We start from the raw sequence: 17,789 nt of genomic DNA on the forward strand, positions 1-17,789 counted from the left end.
CCGAGGCCATCAAGATTGTGGATCGCGTTAACAGTTAACGCTCTGGGTTCGAACGGCTCTTAACAGTTAAGAGACGGAAAAAAGCCGGACGGTCGCACCCGCCAACTTGTGCGACCGCCCGGCGTCCGGGTCCCCGTGTGGTGGTGCTGTCAGGCGATCAGGCCAGGCGCAGCCAGACCGAGGCGTCGGCCGGCAGCGTGCCGTCCTCGTTGAGCGGGACGCTGCTGAGCAGCACCTCGCGGTGGGCGGGCAGCGCGGTGGGCGCCGTGCCGAGGTTCGTGACGTTGGCCAGGTCCCCGCGGGCGAACGCGAGCACCTGGGACTCCGACTCGAGCCAGCGCATCGGGCCGTCGCCGAGCGCGGGCTCCTGGCGGCGCAGGCGCAGCGCGTCGCAGTACAACTGCAGGAAGGAACCCGGCACGCCCTGCTGGGCGGCGACCGAGAGCTCCGACCAGTGGGCCGGCTGCGGGAGCCACGGTTCGCCGGTCGCGTCGGACGGGCTGAACCCGAACGGCGCGGAGGTCCCCGACCAGGGCAGCGGCACGCGGCAGCCGTCCCGGCCGGGGTTCACACCCCCGGAACGATGGAACATGGGGTCCTCGCGCAGCGCGTCGTCGAGGTCCTCGACCTCCTCCAGCCCGAGCTCCTCGCCCTGGTAGAGGTAGTAGGCGCCGGGCAGCGACATGGTCAGCAGCGCCGCCGCGCGCGCCCGCCGGGTGCCCAGCTCCAGGTCGGAGGGGACGTCGCGGCGCTTGTCGGCGAACGCGAAGTTGGTCACCTCGCGGCCGAAGCGGGTCACCTCGCGGGTCACGTCGTGGTTGCTCAGCACCCAGGTGGCCGGCGCGGCGACCGGGGCGTGCACCGCGATCGTCATGTCGATCTCCTTGCGCAGCTCCGCGGCCTCCCAGGGGGCGCCGAGGAACGCGAAGTTGAACGCGGTGTGCAGCTCGTCCGGGCGCAGGTACCGCGCGAACGCCTCGTGGTCGGGCAGCCAGACCTCGCCGATCAGGGCCCGCGGCGGGGTGTACGTGTCGGCGATGCTCCGCCACGTCTGGTACACCTCGTGGATGCCCTCGTTGTCCTCGTAGACGTCGCTGACGAGCGGGTCCTTGATGAGCACGGCCGCCGAGTCGATGCGGATGCCGTCGATGCCGCGGTCGAACCAGAAGCGCAGGATGTCCTCGAACTCCTCGCGCACCGCCGGGTGGTCCCAGTTGAAGTCCGGCTGCTCGGAGGCGAACAGGTGCAGGTACCACTCGCCGTCGGCGACCCGGGTCCAGGCCGGCCCGCCGAAGATGGACTGCAGGTCGGTCGGCGGGAGCTCGCCCTCCGCGCCGCGGCCCTTGCGGAACCAGAACAGGTCCCGCTCCGGCGAGCCGGGGGCCGAGGCGAGCGCCCGCTGGAACCAGGCGTGCTGGTCGGAGCAGTGGTTCGGGACGATGTCGCAGATCACCCGGATGCCCGTGGCGTGGGCCTCCTCGATGAGCTTCTCGGCCTCGGCCAGGGTGCCGAAGATCGGGTCGATGGCCCGGAAGTCGGCGACGTCGTAGCCGCCGTCGGCCAGCGGCGAGGGGTACCACGGCACGATCCAGATCGCGTCGATGCCGAGCCCGGCCAGGTACGGAAGGCGCGAGCGCAGGCCTGCCAGGTCGCCGACGCCGTCGCCGTTGCCGTCGGCGAAGCTCCGCAAGTACACCTGGTAGATAGCGGCGCTACGCCACCAAGCTTGGTCGGCCACGTGGAACCTGCTTTCTGCGTAGATCGAGTGGTGAAAGCGTTTGACGGCGGTCGAGGCTCAGCCCTTGACGGCCCTGCCCAGCCCGGCGCTGCGGCTCAGCCCTTGACGGCCCTGCCCAGTCCGGTGCCGGAGCGGAACCGGCGCTGCGGGATCAGCCCTTGACGGCCCCGCCCAGCCCGGCGCCGGAGAGGAACAGGCGCTGGAAGACGAGGAAGAACACGACCGGGATGGCCGTCGAGATGGCCAGGGACGCCAGGAACACACCCAGGTCGGTCTGCGACGCGATCGCGGGCAGGCGCACCGACAGCGGCTGCTTGGACGGGTCCTTGAGCACCAGCATCGGCCAGAGGAAGTCCTTCCAGCTGGCGATGGTGGCGAACACCGACACGACGCCGAGGATGGGCTTGGACATCGGCAGGACGACCGACCAGAACAGCCGGAACGAGCTGGCCCCGTCGACCCTGGCCGCCTCGAACACCTCGCGCGGGAGGCTGTCGAAGAACCGCGTCACGAGCACGACGTTGAACGCGCTCGCGCCGGAGGGCAGCCAGACGGCCAGGAAGTTGTTGATGAGCGAGGTACCGACGACCGGCGGGTTGAGGATCGTGAGGTACAGCGGCACCAGCAGCACGACGCTCGGCACGAACAGGGTCGCGATGACCAGCCCGTTGACGATCTTGCCCCAGGCCGGGCGCAGGACGGAGAGCACGAAGCCGCCGGTGGTGGCCACGAGCATCTGCACGAACCAGGAGCCGGCCGCCAGCCAGATCGTGTTGAGGAAGTACTTGCTGATCTGGACGTCGTTCCAGGCCTCGCTGATGTTCGCCCAGCGCACGCCGTGCGGGAAGACCGCGAGCGGGGTACGGATGATGTCCTGGGTGGGCGTGATCGCGTACTTGGCCAGCAGCAGGATCGGGCCGATGCCGACCACGAGCAGCAGGACCAGCAGGATGACGTGCAGGGTCTTCATGGTGGCGCTCACCCGGGGGTTGCGCCAGTCCTGGGCGGAGACGTAGCCGCGGCTGCCCTCGAACTGCGACTTGCGGCGCCGGCTGACCCGCCCCGGGACCCGGCCGGTGGCGACCGGGGTCACGACCTCCGGCGGCTGGGCCGGGATGGTGGTTTGGCTCGTCACGACTTGCTCCAACTCGACGTGAGCTTGAAGTACACCAGGGACAGGATGGCCAGGAACGCGGCGAGCATGACGGACAGCGCGGTCGCCGCTCCGTAGTTCCCGCCCAGGGACCGGCCGAACCCGTAGTCGTAGATCATCAGCAGGATCGTCTGCGTGGCGCCTGCGGGTCCGCCGCCGGTGAACAGGTACGGCTCGAGGAAGACCTGGACGGTACCGATGATCTGCAGGATGAAGGTGATCAGCAGGACGCCGCGCAGCTGCGGCATGGTCACGTGCCACACCTTGCGCCAGATGCCGGCCCCGTCCACCTCGGCGGCGTCGTAGAGCTCGTCGGGGACGCCGATCAACGCGGCCAGGTAGATGATGACCGTCCCGCCGGCCGCGGCCCAGGTCGCCTCGACGACGAGGGAGGGCATCGCGAGGTCGGGGCTGGACAGCCAGCTGTAGGGGCCGAGTCCGACGTAGCCGAGGATCGTGTTGAACACGCCGTCCTTGGAGCCGTCGTAGAAGAACTTCCACAGCAGCACGGCGACGACCGGCGGGACGACCACCGGCAGGTAGGCGAGCACCGAGTAGATGCCCTTGCGGCGCCGTACCGAGCTGATGAGCACCGCGGTCACGAGCGGGATCGGGAAGCCGATCACCAGGGCCAGCAGCGCGAAGTAGAGGGTGTTCAGGATCGCCGTGGGCAGGTCGGGATCGGTGAGCACGTAGTGGAAGTTGTTCCAGCCGACCCACTTCGGCGTGCCGACGAGGTTGGTCTTCTGGAAGCTCATGACGACCGACCGCAGGATCGGCCACCACGAGAAGACACCGAAGATGATCAGGAGCGGCAGTGCGAAGAGCACCGAGCTCAGGCCGCCGCGCTGCACCCAGGTGACCGGGTTGCGCCGGCGGACGTGACCGACCACTGGCTTGTGACTGCCCCCGACGGCACTCACGACACATCACTCCAGTCCTGGATCAAGGGGCGGAGCCCCGGGTGTGGGCCGCCGGTTGCCCGGCGGCCCACACCTCACGGGTTGTGCGGGAGCGTCAGGCCGCGTCGATGGCGCGCTGCGCCTTGGTGTTGGCCTCGGTGAGCAGCTGGTCGATGTTGGCGTCCTTGTTGGTCAGGACGGCCTGCACGACCGTGTCGAGCGCCTTGTAGACGTCCTGGGTGGCGATCGCCGGCTCGTTGACGAGCTTGGCGTCGAAGACCTTGCCGGTGAAGGAGGTCATCTGGTCCAGCGGGACGTTCACGTAGGACTTGATCCAGTCCTGGTACTGCTGGTACTGCGACTGCGAGAAGATCGGCAGCTCGGGGGTGCCCACGGGCTGCTTGCTGGCGACCTGGATCTCCGCGTTCTTCTTGGCGGCGTCCTGGTTGGTGTACTTGCGCAGGTAGTGGTAGTCGATCCACTTGACCGACGCGGCCTTCTCGTTGTTGCTGGCCTTGCTGGAGACGGCGGCCATGGTGCCACCGCCGAGCACGCCGGCGTCGGAGCCGGTCAGCGGGATCATCGTGAGGCCGTACGACTTCGGGTTGATGTTGTTGGTCTGCACGAGGCTCGTGTAGACGTCCTGGCCCGAGGTGTACATGCCGAGCTTGCCGGCCGCGAACGCCTGGTTGATGCCCGACCAGTCGTAGTCGAAGTTCGCGCCCATGGAGTTGTCGGTCCAGCGCATGTCCTTGAGGAACTGCAGCGCGGCCTTGGTGCCGTCGTTGTTGAGGGTGGCCTTCTTGCCGTCCTCCATGCGCCCACCGCGGGCGTAGGTGTCGACGGTCAGCTGCCAGCCGCCCGTGGCGTCCTTGGACATCTGGGCGAAGCCGGCCTGGCCGGTCTTGGTGGCGATCGCCTTGGCGTCCGCGCGGACCTCGTCCCACGTGGTCGGCGGCTTGTTCGGGTCGAGGCCGGCCTGGGTGAACAGGTCACGGTTGTAGTGCAGACCCACGGCGTAGATGCTCTTGGCCGGGATGGCGTAGACCTTGCCGTCCTCGCCCGTGCCGTACTGCAACAGGTTCTTGTTGAAGTTCTGGGCGTACGAGAGCTGGCTGAGGTAGCTCTGCATCTCGGAGATCTGCTGGTTCGCGATCAGCGTCTTCGCGTCGGTGAAGGGGATCTCGAACACCGTCGGCAGCGTGCCACCCGCGAGGTCGGCCGCGAACGTGGTGGCCTTCCACTCGTAGTCGTGGGTCTTCACCGTGATGTTCGGGTTTTCCTTCTGGAAGTCCGCGACCTCGTCGGCGAGGGCCTTCTGCGCCTCGGGCTTGGCACCCGGGAGCAGACCCACGACGTTGAGCGTGACCTTGGTGTTCGGGTCGAGCGTGGTCGAACTCGAGCCGCCGTTGCCGGCGTCGTCGTCGCTCGAGCCACACGCGACGAGCGTGCTGCTGAGCGCGAGCGCACCCACGATGGCCAGCGCCACCGTGGAGGTACGTGAGTACTTCATCGTCGCTCCTTGTTGGGGGGGTGTAGAAGCCGCGCAAAGCGGTGGGGCGTCCGACCTTGGACCGCTCCGCGCGGGGTGCGCAGCCTGACGTCGGGCCGCCGGGGTGCAGCAGGGCCCGTTACTGATCGGTTTCCGTCGCATCGCGTCAGGGTTTCGGCCTGGCGTAGGCAAGAGATTAGGCTCACGCCCCACAAGAAGTCCATGGTCCGTTGCAAAATTTTAATGATCTTCGAGCACTCGCTTGCACGGACGCGCTCCCACAGGCCCGCAACTTGCACGGAATCAGCCGAAAACCCGCAGCCAGGAGCCCTCGTCGGGGGGCCTTGCAAGTGGGAGCGCGCCCAGCAACTCGTTTGCGACCGCAGCGCAAAAGAGCGCCACAACTCCGCGTGGAGTCGTGGCGCTCTTGTGACTTTTCCGTGCTGCCTAGGCGGCCGTGATGGCCCGGGCCTCCTGAAGGGCCCCGGTGGAGCCGCGCACGACGAGCTCCGGCTCGAAGAGCATCTCCTCGGTCGGCACCAGTGTGCCCGCGACCTGGCTGACGAGCAGGGTCACGGCGGCCTGGCCCATCGCCTGGATGGGCTGGCGGACCGTGGTCAGCGGCGGGTCGGTGCAGTTCATGAACAGCGAGTCGTCGTAGCCGACCACCGACACGTCGTCGGGCACCTCGCGGCCGAGCCGCCGCACGGCCCGTATCGCGCCCAGGGCCTGGACGTCGGAGGCGCAGATGATGCCGGTGACGCCGTGCTTGATGAGCCTGGTCGCGCCGGCGCGGCCGCCCTCCATCGAGAAGATGACCCGCTCGACGTCGTCCTCGTTCACGGTGTCCGAGTCCGCCGCGGCCGCCTGGAACGCGGCCAGCTTGCGGTTGGACGGGGCGTGGTCGGCCGGGCCCAGGATCAGCCCGATCCGCTTGTGCCCCAGCGAACTGAGGTGGTTGAAGGCCTGGTCCACCGCGTGGCCGTCATCGGTCGACACGCGCGGGAAGCCCAGGTCGTCGATGGCCGCGTTGACCAGCACGGCGGGCAGCCCGCGGTCGTGCAGGCGGTGGTAGTGCTCGTGTTCGGCCGCCGCCTGGTGGTAGAGGCCGCCGCAGAAGATGATGCCGGAGACGTGCTGGTCCAGCAGCATCTCGACATAGTCGGCCTCGGAGACGCCGTCCGCGGTCCGCGTGCAGAGCACCGGGGTGAAGCCGCGCTTGGACAGCGCTCCGGCGACCACTTCGGCGAAGGCCGGGAAGATCGGGTTTTGCAGTTCCGGCAGCACGAGGCCGACCAGCCGGGCACGTTCGCCCCGCAGCTTGGTCGGGCGCTCGTAGCCGAGCACGTCGAGCGCGGTGAGCACCGCCGTGCGGGTCGCGTCGGAGATGCCTGGCTTGCCGTTGAGCACCCGACTCACGGTCGCCTCGCTCACGCCGGCGTACTTCGCCACCTCAGCGAGTCGTCGAGTCATGCCCGCAAGCGTAGTGCATGACTACGCAATTTTTTGCACGATGTCGCCCACGCATCAGCGGGGCCGGCGACCGGGCCGGGTGGGTGCCCGAAAAATGCGGGATTTTCCGGGCACCGCGTCAGGCGGTGAGCGCGATCGAGATCTTGCCGCCGCCGTAGCCTGAAACATCCACCCGGAGGTCGAGCCGGCGACCGAGGGCGAGCAGGTAGTTGACCGCGTCCGCCGGCGGGTTGCCACCTGGCAGGAACGTCTGGTGCAGCTTGACCCGCGGCGCGTCCTCCTTGTTGATCAGCCCGGCGAGGATGTTGCAGATCTCGACGGCGTTCTCGCCGATCATCTTCGAGATCTCCTTGTCCTCGATGCACGCCTCCGCGCCACCGGGCGGGATCAGGCCGATCGCCGCGCCGGCGTACGCGGTGAGCTCGAAGTCCATTCCGATCACGGCCATCAGCTGCAGCCGTTCGTCGGTGTAGAGGGCGAACAGTTCGCGGGGAACGTCGGCGGCTTTGAGGGGGTCGGCCGGGTTCACGGTGACCGGCCGGCCGAGCAGGTCGTCAAACAGATCCTTGACGGCCTTCGGAACGGGCAGAACATGCGACATAGGTCATATCATCCCAAAATAGGATCGAGCGCGTCCTTGAAAGTGTCGGCTGTGAACGGCTTCGTGACCAGGAACAGCGCGCCGGCGTCCTCGGCCGCCTGGCGCATCTCCGGCGTGCCCTCGGACGTGACGAACCCGAACGGGACCTGATTGCCGTTGGCGCGCAGCATCCGCAGCACCTCGACCCCGGTCATGTGCGGCATGTTCCAGTCGGACAGCACCAGGTCCGGCTTCTCGCTCACCGTCTTGTCGAAGGCCTCCTGCCCGTCGCTGGCCTCCACGAGGTCGTGCCCCTCGAACCCGGCCTGCCGCAGGGTCCGGGTCACGATCTGGCGCATCACCCGGCTGTCGTCGGCGATCAGAATTTTCATGCGGGTGCTCCAGCGAGATCGGCGGTGCTTTCCAGAACGGTGACGGTGACGGACTCGGCCATCCACGTGCCCTCGAGGTGGCAGACCTCGGTGACCGACGGGTACCGGCCGCTGGCCCCGTCGACGTGCACGTGCGGCAGCGACAGGGCGCAGGGCTCCGGCAGGAGGCTCTTGACGTTGCCGCCGATGATGTTCGCGAGCTCGCCCAGGGCGTCGGCGACGTCCTCCTCGGCCACGTCGTCGAAGTCGATGCCCAGCAGCGCGGCCGCGACGTGCTTGGCCGCCGCCTCGGAGCAGCTCACCAGGACGTGCCCGCGCCAGGCGCCGGTGACCGAGACGGACGCGGTCACGTCGTCGGTGGGTTTCTCGTGCGCCACCGGCACCAGCGGACTCGCGCCGTCCAGATCGAGGTAGGAGGACCAGACCTGGTCCGCGATGACCTTCAGGTCCTCTTCGGTCGGATTCGTCATGCCGCGACTCCGTTCGGGACCAGGCCGAGCAGCGCGAGCTTGTCGATGATGGCGTCCGGGGTGAAGGGCTTGATCACGTACTCGTGTGCCCCCGACGCGAGCGCCCGCACGATCTGGCTCTGCTCGCTCTCCGTCGTCACCATCATCAGCGTCATGCTGCGCAGCCGCGGCTCGGCGCGGACCGCCGTGACGAACTCCAGCCCGTTCATCTCGGGCATGTTCCAGTCCACGAGCGCCAGGCCGGGGACCTCGCCGTCACCCTCGAGAACGTTGGCCTTGAGGTAGTCCATCGCCTCTTGCCCGTTGCCCGCCTCGACCACGTCGAAGCCCAGCTGGGCCACGATCCGCTTGAGGATCATGCGCATCGCACGCGAATCGTCGATCACCATGGTGAGCATCTGGCTTCACCCCTTTCCTACAGCGCTCACGGGGCTGGCGGCCTTGCCGGCCGCCCGGAGCTTGTATGCGGACGTGCGGCCGGCGACCACCCGTTCAAACCTGTCATCGATGCCGATCGTCGTCTCGGCCGAGCCGAGGAAGAGCCACCCGTCCGGGCGCAGCGTCCCGGCGACCCGCTGCAGCACGCTCCGCTTCGTCTGCACATCGAAGTAGATGAGCACGTTGCGGATGAACACGATGTCGAAGGGACCCATCGGCGGGAACGGCGCCGCCAGGTTGAGCCGGCGGAACGTCACGTTCTTGCGCAGCGTCGGCGCGACCTTCCAGTGCGCGCCCTGGCGCTCGAAGTGCTTGACCAGCAGCGGCGCGGGCAGGCCGCGGTTGACCTCCAGCTGGGTGTACTGCCCGGCCTCCGCGCGGGTGAGCATCTCGGTCGAGATGTCGGTGCCCAGGATGTCGAAGGACCAGCCCGGCGGCAGGTTGTCCTGCAGGACCATGGCGAGGGTGTACGGCTCCTGCCCACTCGAGCTCGCGGCCGACCACACCTTGATCGTGCGGGTGCTCGCCCGGCGCTGCAGCAGGTCCGGCAGCACCGTGTCGACCAGCTGCTTGAACGGCTCCCCGTCGCGGAAGAACGAGGTCTCGTTGGTGGTGAGCGCATCGACGATCTTGGCGTGGATCTCCGGCTCCGGCCGCAGCTGGGCCCGGTTGACGAACTCCGAAACGGTGGGCAGGCCCGACTGGCGCGCGAGGGGCAGCAGCCGCGCCTCGACCAGGTACTCCTTGCCGGCCTCCAGCACGATCGCCGCGTCCCGGCGGACGAGGCCGCTGATGAAGGCGAACTCCTGGGCGGTCAAGGTCATCGGGTCACCTCCATGGACTTCGCGCCGCGGCCACCTGCGGTACGGCTGATGAGATGGTTCGCGATCTCGCCCAGCGGCAGCACGGCGTGCGCGAGGCCGGCCTGCGCGACCGCGCCCGGCATGCCCCAGACGACCGAGGTCGCCTCGTCCTGGGCCACGATCTCGGCCCCCGCCGAGCGCAGCTGCTCCGCGCCGCGCTTCCCGTCCTGGCCCATGCCGGTCAGGATGATCGCCAGCGTCCCGCCGCCGTAGGTGCGGGCCACCGACCGGAAGAGCACGTCCACGGCCGGCCGGCAGAAGTTCTCCGGCGGCCCGGTGTTGAGCTTGGTCACCACCTCGGTTCCACGCCGGTGTACCTCCAGATGGAAGTCGCCCGGCGCGATGTAGACCGTCCCGGGCCGCACCGGCATGTCCCCGGCCGCCTCCACGACGGTCAGCGCGGCGGTGCGGTCGAGCCGGTCGGCGAACATCTTCGTGAAGACGGGCGGCATGTGCTGCACCACCACCACGGGCACCGGCAGGCTCGCCGGCAGCGCCCGGACCACCGCCGTGAGCGCGTCCGGCCCGCCGGTCGAGCACCCGATGGCCACGCACTCGACGCCACCCGTGCGCGGCGCGGTGCGGATGGGCGCCGCGGCCGGCCCGCCCGGCGGCACGTTCGGCGGCCGCACGACCCCCGGCAGCGGCGTCCCGCCCGGACGCGTCAACGGCGGCGCGGCAGGGGTGTGCGCGGTGCCCGGCAGCGGCCGCCCCGGCGCCAGGCCGGGCCGCAGCGGCGGGGCCAGCGCGCTGCGCCGCCCGCCGCACAGCGCGTGGATGCGCGGGATGATCTGCTCGCGAACGCTGCGGATGCTCTCGGCGACCGACCCGACGTTGGCCGGCTTGGTCACGTAGTCGCTGGCCCCGGCCGAGAGCGCGTCGAGCGTGGCGGTCGCCCCGGCCGCGGTGAGCGTGGAGAACATGATGACGGGAAGCCGCGCGTACTTCGCCCGGATCGCCCGCATGGTCTGCAGCCCGTCCATGATCGGCATCTCGATGTCGAGCGTGACCAGATCCGGGCGCAACTGCTCGATCTTGGTGAGCGCGACCTTGCCGTTGGGGGCGGTGCCCACCACGCGGATCTCCGGGTCGTCGCCGAGCGCGTCGGTGATCAGACGCCGGACGACGACCGAGTCGTCCACGACCAGAACCGAGATCACGCGCCTTGCCTCCAGCACCGGGGGGCCCGCGGCACTTGCGAGGCCCGTCACGTTCCAGCGGGCTAATCGGCGTCGCATCCGGCGTGGATAAGGGAAATTCCAAAAGAACCGCCGCTGCCCGGAGCATTCCGGACAGCGGCGGGGTGCGCCTTGGGTGCTTCTTGTTCCGCCTTACGCGGTCTCAGCGCGGCATTTCGGCCGCCGCGTCGCCGTTTTCGCCGCGCTTCGCCGTTTCCGCCGCGCTTGGCCATTTCGCCATTTCGCCATTTCGCCATCTCGCCGCTTCCGCCGCGCACAGCCGTTTCCACCGAGCCGAGGCCGTTTCGCGGTCTCCGCCTCGTGGCGGCCGTTTCGCCGTCTCGCGCTTCCGCCGCGCGGGGGCCGTTTCGCCGCCTCCGCCGCACGGACGCCGTTTCGCCGTCGCCGCCTCGTGGCGGCCGTTTCGCCGTCGCCGCTTCCGCCGCGCGGGGGCCGTTTCGCCGTCTTGCCGTCTCGCCGCTTCCGCCGCGTGGGAGCCGGTTCGCCGTCTCGCCGCTTCCGCCGCGTGGGAGCCGTTAGCCGTCTTGCCGTCTCGCCGCTTCCGCCGCGCGGGGGCCGGTTCGCCGTCTCCGCCGTGCGGGGGGCCGGTTCAGCTCGCGAGGGGGCCGAGGGCGGTGAAGTACGGGTCGAGGAGGCGGCGGGCGGTGGCCGAGTCGAGCAGGTCGCGGACCATGAGGGCCTGGACGGCGCCGCTCAGCAGGTTCCAGACGCCGCCGGCGCGGTCGGCCACGGGGACGCCGGAGCGGTCCAGGGCCTGGACGAGCAGGAGCTGGGCGGCGGCGCCGGCGCGGACGCGGCCCGAAAGGAAGACGGCCCAGGAGGCCGAGTGCACTGCCGGGGCCCAGTCGGACAGGCCGGGGCGGGAGCTGTCGGTGACCTTGTTCAGGCTGCGCATCTCGTCGGCGGTCAGCGCGCCGACGCGGGTGAGCAGGCGGTGCACGTCGTCGGCCTGCGGGCCCAGGTCCTGCTCGCGCTCGGGCAGGGTGCGCACGGCCGAGACGAACGGGGCCGCGAGCTTGCGGCGGGAGTCGTCGGAGAGCAGCTCGCGCAGGTAGGCGGCCGCGGCGGCGTCGGAGAGCACGCCGGTGGCCTTGCTGGCGACCGGGCTCTGCCGCTGCCGCGGGGTGCGGGCCTGCGGGGTGGGCATGGTGGCCGACGGCGCCGGGCGCTTGCCCCAGGTCCAGTCGAGCACGTCGTACCGCAGGCAGTGCAGCAGCCCGTCGAGGGTGCCCAGCGGCGCGCGCTCGATGACGGTCAGCGTGCCGGCGTCGGCGGCGTTCGCCCGGCGCTCCTGGGCGGCGGCGTCGACGTCGCGCCAGAGGTCGATCCGGTCCCAGTCGTCGTCGGACCGGGCCGCGGCGACCGACGGAAGGTCACTCTGCGTGAGGGTCAGACCGCGGAGCAGCACATCAGCAGCGGCCGATCCGCCCTGCAGGCGGGAGAGGTCGAAGCCGAGAACGGGGGCGCTAACCAGGCTGTACATGGCAACTAGTCTGCAACGCAGCTGCACCCCGGTCTGTCCACCGAAAGGGCCGGGGGCGACTGCCGGTGACCGACAGCCGCCCCCACGCCCGCCTCCGGGAACGCGCCCCTCAGATCCGGAACCGCGCCACCAGCGCGCGCATCTCGCTCGACATGCGCGACAAATCGCTTGCCGCGCGTTGCGCTTCGGCTACGTTGCGTGACGTGTTCTGGGTCGCCGAGGCCACCGTGGAGACGTTGGTCGCGATCTCGGCCGAGCCGGTCGCGGCCTCGCCCACACTGCGGTTCATCTCGTTCGTGGTGGCCGTCTGCTCCTCCACCGCCGAGGCGATGGTGAGCTGGTAGTCGTTGATCCGCGAGATGATCTGGCCGATCTCGCCGATCGCCGCGACCGCGCCGGTGGTGTCGGCCTGGATCGCCTCGACCCGCCGGGAGATGTCCTCGGTCGCCCGCGCGGTCTCCTGGGCGAGGTCCTTGACCTCGTTGGCCACGACCGCGAAGCCCTTGCCCGCCTCGCCCGCCCGGGCCGCCTCGATGGTGGCGTTGAGCGCGAGCAGGTTGGTCTGCTCGGCGATCGAGGTGATCACCTTGACCACGTTGCCGATCTCGGTCGAGGACTCCCCCAGCCGGCTCACCGCCTGGTTGGTCGACTCGGCCGCCATCACCGCCTGCGAGGCCACCTTGGCCGCCTCGCTCGCGTTCTGCGCGATCTCGCGGATCGACACGCCCATCTCGTCGGCCCCGGCGGCCACGGTCTGCACGTTGCGCGAGACCTCCTCGGCCGCGAGCGCGACGACGCCGGCCTGGTCGCTGACCTCGCCGGTGCCGGCGGCGATCTGCGCGCTCACCCCGGTCAGGTCGCCGGCCGAGGAGGCCAGCGACGTGGCCGTGTGGTCCATCGTCTGCACCGTCACGCGCATGCTGTCCGTGGCCTTGTTCAGCGCCGCGGCCATCACCCCGACCTCGTCGGTGGAGCGCACGTCGACCTTGGTGGTCAGGTCCCCGTCGGCCACCGCGCCGAGCACGTCGGCGACCCGCCGCAGCGGCTTGACGACCAGCGCGGTGACCCACAACCCGATCCCGAACGCCGCGGCGAGCCCGACCACGGCCGCGATGATCATCAGCATCCGGCTGGTGCTGTAGTCGTCCTCGGCGCTGGTCCGCCACGCCTCGGCCTGCGCGATATCCTTGTCCTGCAGCCGCCCGATGGCCTCCTTGGCCTTCGTCAGCTGCGGCTGGCCCTGGGCCGACATCACCGTGACGTACTGCGCGACCCCGCCCGTCGCGATCGCCTGCGCCGCGACGCCGTCGCGCACCTCGCGGTACGCCTGCACCGCGTTCTCGATGATCGTGAGGTCGGCGGCGCGGTCGGTGGGGGCGCCCTCGCGGTACCGCGCGATGGCTTCGGCCAGATCGGCGTCCGCGGCCTTCTGCTGGTCGGTGTTGAGCGAGCCGATGATGTCGGTCAGCGACTGGCGCACCTCGGACAGCGCGACGAACTGCCGGTTCTGCGCGGTGAACTGCCGCATGGTGTCGTTGGCACTGCTGAGCGACTTGAGCCCGAAGAACGTGATGACGAGCGTGACGATGCCGCCGACCGCGATCGCGGTGAGGACCTTCGCCCGCACGCTGCGGTTGGTGAACCAGCTCATGCCGGCACCTCCGCGCGGTGCGTCGCCGGGCCGGGCTCAGTCCCGTGCTGCCGATGAGCGGGCGCACCGCTCCGGTTCATGCCACTCATGGGCGCTATTCCTCGCGGGTGGTTCCGGGCGGGTTGGTGTTGACGGCCTTCTGGGTGTCCAGGGCGAGCAGCAGCCGGCCGTCGAGCTTGAACGCGCCGGTGATGAGCGCGCGGGCGCGGCCCTGCAGGGTGTCCGGCGGCGGCTCGAACGTGTCGTCCTGCAGCGTCACGACCTCGCCGATGCGGTCCACGAGCAGCGACACCGACTCCTCGTCGGTCTTGACGATGACGTTCATCGCCGGCTCCGCGGTCTTCGTGCGCGGCGGCAGCCCGAGCTGCACCCGCAGGTCCACCGCGGCGATGACCTGGCCGCGCAGGTTGAACAGGCCGCCGACGGACTCGGGGGCCAGCGGCACGGGCGTGTACTGGTCGAAGGAGAGGACCTCCTGGACCTTGGCGACGTCGAGGCCGAAGAGCTGGTCGGCGACCTCGAAGGTGGCGTACTGGCGGCTGGCCATGGCTAGGCTCCGGCGGGCTGGTAGGAGGAGGTGTAGTCGGCGTCGGTGCCGGTCTGGTACTGCTCGTACGGGTCCATCGACGTGTGGAACAGCGGGTCGGCGGCGAGGATGGCCCGCCGCACGTCCAGCAGCTCGGTAACCCGCTGCTGGATGACGGCCGAGCCGAGCAGGCCGTCGTCGCCGAAGTCGCGCTTGGAGTCGTCCAGGCCCTCCTCGACGATGTCGATGATCTTCTCCACGGCGAGCGCGACCGAGCGGCCGTTCTCGGTGTAGACGACCACCGGTACCGTCGGACCTGCTTCTGTCTCGTAGGCCCCCAGCAGGTGGGACAGGCGCAGCACGGGCAGGATCTGGTCGCGGTACTGCACGACCTCCCGGCTCCCGGTCCGCTCGATCCGCTCGACCGGGAACTCCTCGAGCCGGGTGACCATGTCCAGCGGGATCGCCACCCGCCGGTCGCCGACGCCGGCGATGAGCAGCCGGTCGGCGTTGCCGCCACCCCGGCGCACGGTCGCCTCAGCGTTCTCCCGCTCGCCGCTGGCGGCCAGGTGGGCCCGGCGGGCGAGCGAGGCCACGTCGAGGATCAGCGCGACCCGGCCGTCGCCGAGCAGGGTGGCCCCGGCGTACACCCCGATGTCCTTGAACCGCGACGTGAGCGGCTTGACCACGACCTCCTCGGTGTTGAGGACGCGGTCGACCACGAGCCCGAAGCGCTTGCCCTCCGCCTGCAGTACCGCCACGTAGACGTCGGTGTCGTGCTCGCCGCCGTGCGCCACGCCGAGGGTCTCGTCGAGGTAGACGAGCGGGAGGAGTTTGCCTCTCAGGCGGTACACCGGAGCGCCCATCGCATGTTCGACGACACGACCGGACTGGCCGTCGAGATAGACCAGCTCGTGCACCGCCACCTGGGGGATGACGTAGCGCTCCTCCGCGCACTCGATGGTCAGCGCCTGGATGATCGCGAGCGTCAGCGGGATCGTGAGCCGCCAGGTGGTCCCCTTGCCGACCACCGAGTCGACGTCGACGGCGCCGCCGATCCGCTCGATGTTCGTCTTCACCACGTCCATGCCGACGCCGCGGCCGGAGACGTTGGTGACCGCCTTCGCGGTGGAGAAGCCGGGCTTGAACACCAGGCCGAGGATCTCGCGCTTGTCCATGGCGGCGAGCTGGTCGCGGGAGACGATGCCCTTCTCCACGCCGATCCGCGCGATCTTGTCGGGGTCGATGCCGGACCCGTCGTCGCGGACCTCGACGATGACGTGGCCGCCCTCGTGGTACGCGCGCAGGGTCAGCGTCCCCTCGGCGGGCTTGCCGGCCGCGATCCGGTCGGCGGGCGTCTCGATCCCGTGGTCGACGGCGTTGCGCACGAGGTGGGTCAGCGGGTCCTTGACCGCTTCCAGCAGGGAGCGGTCGAGCTCGGTCTCCTTGCCCTCCTGGGCCAGCTTGATCTGCTTACCGAAGGTCGAGGAGAGGTCGCGCACGACCCGGGGCAGCTTCGACCAGATGTGGTCGATCGCCTGCATGCGGGTCTTCATCACCGATTCCTGCAGCTCGGAGGTGATGAGGTTGAGCCGCTGGCCGGTGCGGGTCATGCCGGGGTCGGAGACGGTGCCGATGGCCCGCACGAGCTGGTTGCGGGTCAGTACGAGCTCGCCGACGAGGTTCATGAGCTTGTCGAGCAGGTCGACGTCGACGCGGATGGACTGGTCGGCGACGCTGCGGCGGGAGGTGCCCTCCTCGCCCGGCTCGGGCGTGGCGGGCTTGGCCCCGGCTGGCTTCGCAGGCGCCTTGTCTCCACCCGCGCCGGCGGCCCCGGAGGCCCCCGCGGCAGCGGCCCCGGCGGCTGCGGGTGGGGCGGCGGCAGGCGTCGTAGCGGCAGGCGTCGCTGCAGGCGCGGGCGCGGCGGGTGACAGGGCGGCGGCTTCAGCAGGCTGAGCGGTTGCGGCGGGCGCGGGCGCGGCGGCCGGCGCGGCGGCGGGCGGCGGGGATGCGGCCGGGGTCTCGATCACCGCGACGACCGGCTGGACCACGACGACCTCGGCCGGCGGCTCGACGACCACGGGGGTGCCCTCGACGACCGTGGCCTCGGGCGCAGCGGCGGCCGGGGCGGGCGTGGCCGGTGCGGCGGGCGCGGCTTCAGCGGCAGGCGCGGCTTCAGCAGGCGCGGCTTCAGCAGGCGCGGCTTCAGCAGGCGCGGCTTCAGCAGGCGCGGCTTCAGCGGCTGGCGGGGCGGGGGTTGCGGCTTTGGTGGCGTCGTCGGTGATGCAGGCGTTGACCGCGGCGACCACCTCGGAGTCGTCGCCCGGCAGCTCCTGCCCGTTCTCCTCGATCTCGGAGAGCAGCCCGCGCACCGTGTCGACCATGCGCAACAGCGCGTCGGTGGTGGCCGGCGTCATCTCCTGCGCGCCGTCGCGCAGCCGCGACAGCAGCGACTCGCCGACGTGGGTGACCTTCTCGAGCCGGTGGAAGGCCAGGAACCCCGAGGTGCCCTTGATGGTGTGGATCGTCCGGAAGATCGAGGAGAGCAGCTCGCGCGAGCCCGGCTGGGCCTCGAGCGCGACCAGGTCCCGGTCCAGCTGGTCGAGGTTCTCGTGGGACTCGACGAGAAACTCCTGGACAATGTCACCCAAATCGCTCACGACCAGGCGCTCCTTTCGACCCCACCCAGGGGACACGACACGCACCGGGACGAACCCCGCGGTTCGCACCCACTGGGACAATCGGCACTCGGCGTGTCCGGTAAAGGAGATCCTGTGAGGGCGCCGTCACCGGGTGTGAGTGCCCGGTTTCAGGCCAGTTCGACCGGGCGCGGTCCCTGGTGCGGGTCGCGGCGGATCAGCGTGGCCTGGCGGACGAGGCGGCGGGCGGTGCTCAGCCGGGGCTCGTCGGTCATCAGGGTCAGCAGCGGGCTGGCCCCGGGCGGGGGCGGGTCGAGCGCCGTGCCGTCCTCGGGGCGTACGACGCGGGCCTCCATCACGCGGTAGACGAACCAGGTGTCCCGGGTCTCCAGGACGACGGGGTCGCCGATGTCGAGGCGGTCGAGGTCCCAGAAGACGCCCGGCACCCGCTCCCCCGCGATGCCGGTGTTGCCCGCCGTGCCGATCGGCGCGGTGCCCGGGATGTAGCCGGGCCCGGGCCGCCGGTCATCCCGCCCGGCCGCGCCGAGCACGACGAGGTCGGCGCCGAGCGTGGGCAGGTGCAGGCGCGCCTGCGGGCCGGTGGCGGGCGCGGCCGCGTCGCTGGCCCAGCGCGCGTCGAGCTGCTGGGAGAGCCGCTGCTGGGCGGACTGGATCTCGCGGGTGCGCCCCCACCAGTCCCGCGCCGCCGTCGCGCCCCCGGCCAGCCCGGCCAGGGTCAGCAGCACCGCCGCGCCCAGTACCAGCCGGCGGAACCTCATAAAACGACTAT

The 17,789-nt window shown here is 70.5% G+C and carries 16 protein-coding genes; all 16 read right to left on the bottom strand.

The genetic code is table 11. From position 1 onward, the window contains the following. Window positions 1-157 precede the first annotated feature (157 nt). Window positions 158-1,738, bottom strand: a complete 1,581-nt coding sequence (locus tag ACQPZ4_RS45215; RefSeq protein WP_433051029.1) for a glycoside hydrolase family 13 protein — start codon at window positions 1,736-1,738, stop codon at window positions 158-160. A 151-nt stretch (window positions 1,739-1,889) separates the two neighbouring features. After that, window positions 1,890-2,873, bottom strand: a complete 984-nt coding sequence (locus ACQPZ4_RS45220) for a carbohydrate ABC transporter permease (protein ID WP_433051032.1) — start codon at window positions 2,871-2,873, stop codon at window positions 1,890-1,892. Continuing rightward, window positions 2,870-3,814, bottom strand: a complete 945-nt coding sequence (locus tag ACQPZ4_RS45225; RefSeq protein ID WP_433051035.1) for a carbohydrate ABC transporter permease — start codon at window positions 3,812-3,814, stop codon at window positions 2,870-2,872. Before ACQPZ4_RS45225 ends, ACQPZ4_RS45220 begins: the two co-directional genes overlap by 4 nt. 94 nt (window positions 3,815-3,908) lie before the next feature. Beyond that, entirely contained in the window at window positions 3,909-5,306 is a 1,398-nt protein-coding gene (locus tag ACQPZ4_RS45230) for an ABC transporter substrate-binding protein (protein ID WP_433051038.1), read from the bottom strand. Between the two features lie 426 nt (window positions 5,307-5,732). Further along, complete coding sequence (locus ACQPZ4_RS45235) at window positions 5,733-6,758, bottom strand: LacI family DNA-binding transcriptional regulator (RefSeq protein ID WP_433051041.1); 1,026 nt, start codon at window positions 6,756-6,758, stop codon at window positions 5,733-5,735. A 118-nt stretch (window positions 6,759-6,876) separates the two neighbouring features. Further along, a complete protein-coding gene (locus ACQPZ4_RS45240) occupies window positions 6,877-7,359 on the bottom strand; it encodes a hypothetical protein (RefSeq protein ID WP_433051044.1) in 483 nt (160 codons plus the stop codon). A gap of 8 nt (window positions 7,360-7,367) precedes the next feature. Further along, on the bottom strand, window positions 7,368-7,730 hold the full coding sequence (locus tag ACQPZ4_RS45245; RefSeq protein WP_433051047.1) for a response regulator: 363 nt from the start codon (window positions 7,728-7,730) through the stop codon (window positions 7,368-7,370). Then, complete coding sequence (locus ACQPZ4_RS45250) at window positions 7,727-8,200, bottom strand: chemotaxis protein CheX (protein WP_433051050.1); 474 nt, start codon at window positions 8,198-8,200, stop codon at window positions 7,727-7,729. The genes ACQPZ4_RS45245 and ACQPZ4_RS45250 overlap by 4 nt, the downstream gene beginning before the upstream one ends. After that, the gene (locus tag ACQPZ4_RS45255; protein WP_433051053.1) at window positions 8,197-8,598 is read right to left on the bottom strand and encodes a response regulator; all 402 of its coding nucleotides are present in this window, start codon (window positions 8,596-8,598) and stop codon (window positions 8,197-8,199) included. The genes ACQPZ4_RS45250 and ACQPZ4_RS45255 overlap by 4 nt, the downstream gene beginning before the upstream one ends. 6 nt (window positions 8,599-8,604) lie before the next feature. Then, complete coding sequence (locus ACQPZ4_RS45260; RefSeq protein ID WP_433051056.1) at window positions 8,605-9,462, bottom strand: CheR family methyltransferase; 858 nt, start codon at window positions 9,460-9,462, stop codon at window positions 8,605-8,607. Next, window positions 9,459-10,661: a protein-glutamate methylesterase/protein-glutamine glutaminase gene (locus ACQPZ4_RS45265; RefSeq protein ID WP_433051059.1), complete on the bottom strand. Its 1,203-nt coding sequence runs from the start codon at window positions 10,659-10,661 to the stop codon at window positions 9,459-9,461. The genes ACQPZ4_RS45260 and ACQPZ4_RS45265 overlap by 4 nt, the downstream gene beginning before the upstream one ends. Before the next feature lie 628 nt (window positions 10,662-11,289). After that, window positions 11,290-12,183 carry a hypothetical protein gene (locus ACQPZ4_RS45270; protein WP_433051062.1) on the bottom strand — a complete coding sequence of 298 codons (894 nt, stop codon included), beginning with the start codon at window positions 12,181-12,183 and terminating at the stop codon, window positions 11,290-11,292. Window positions 12,184-12,292: 109 nt separating this feature from the next. Continuing rightward, complete coding sequence (locus tag ACQPZ4_RS45275; RefSeq protein WP_433051065.1) at window positions 12,293-13,834, bottom strand: methyl-accepting chemotaxis protein; 1,542 nt, start codon at window positions 13,832-13,834, stop codon at window positions 12,293-12,295. A 94-nt stretch (window positions 13,835-13,928) separates the two neighbouring features. After that, window positions 13,929-14,381: a chemotaxis protein CheW gene (locus ACQPZ4_RS45280; protein WP_433051068.1), complete on the bottom strand. Its 453-nt coding sequence runs from the start codon at window positions 14,379-14,381 to the stop codon at window positions 13,929-13,931. 2 nt (window positions 14,382-14,383) lie between these two features. Next, the gene (locus ACQPZ4_RS45285; RefSeq protein ID WP_433051071.1) at window positions 14,384-17,020 is read right to left on the bottom strand and encodes a chemotaxis protein CheW; all 2,637 of its coding nucleotides are present in this window, start codon (window positions 17,018-17,020) and stop codon (window positions 14,384-14,386) included. A 149-nt stretch (window positions 17,021-17,169) separates the two neighbouring features. Beyond that, window positions 17,170-17,778 carry a sortase domain-containing protein gene (locus tag ACQPZ4_RS45290; protein WP_433051074.1) on the bottom strand — a complete coding sequence of 203 codons (609 nt, stop codon included), beginning with the start codon at window positions 17,776-17,778 and terminating at the stop codon, window positions 17,170-17,172. Window positions 17,779-17,789 lie beyond the last annotated feature (11 nt).

It is taken from the genome of Dactylosporangium sp. CS-033363, assembly GCF_050942475.1.
Classification (GTDB): Bacteria; Actinomycetota; Actinomycetes; order Mycobacteriales; family Micromonosporaceae; genus Dactylosporangium.

Coding starts and splice junctions, on each gene's coding strand:
- ACQPZ4_RS45230 (WP_433051038.1), bottom strand. CDS start 5,306: ATGAAGTACTCACGTACCTCCACGGTGGCGCTGGCCATCGTGGGTGCG.
- ACQPZ4_RS45235 (WP_433051041.1), bottom strand. CDS start 6,758: ATGACTCGACGACTCGCTGAGGTGGCGAAGTACGCCGGCGTGAGCGAG.
- ACQPZ4_RS45240 (WP_433051044.1), bottom strand. CDS start 7,359: ATGTCGCATGTTCTGCCCGTTCCGAAGGCCGTCAAGGATCTGTTTGAC.
- ACQPZ4_RS45245 (WP_433051047.1), bottom strand. CDS start 7,730: ATGAAAATTCTGATCGCCGACGACAGCCGGGTGATGCGCCAGATCGTG.
- ACQPZ4_RS45250 (WP_433051050.1), bottom strand. CDS start 8,200: ATGACGAATCCGACCGAAGAGGACCTGAAGGTCATCGCGGACCAGGTC.
- ACQPZ4_RS45255 (WP_433051053.1), bottom strand. CDS start 8,598: ATGCTCACCATGGTGATCGACGATTCGCGTGCGATGCGCATGATCCTC.
- ACQPZ4_RS45260 (WP_433051056.1), bottom strand. CDS start 9,462: ATGACCTTGACCGCCCAGGAGTTCGCCTTCATCAGCGGCCTCGTCCGC.
- ACQPZ4_RS45270 (WP_433051062.1), bottom strand. CDS start 12,183: ATGTACAGCCTGGTTAGCGCCCCCGTTCTCGGCTTCGACCTCTCCCGC.
- ACQPZ4_RS45275 (WP_433051065.1), bottom strand. CDS start 13,834: ATGAGCTGGTTCACCAACCGCAGCGTGCGGGCGAAGGTCCTCACCGCG.
- ACQPZ4_RS45280 (WP_433051068.1), bottom strand. CDS start 14,381: ATGGCCAGCCGCCAGTACGCCACCTTCGAGGTCGCCGACCAGCTCTTC.
- ACQPZ4_RS45290 (WP_433051074.1), bottom strand. CDS start 17,778: ATGAGGTTCCGCCGGCTGGTACTGGGCGCGGCGGTGCTGCTGACCCTG.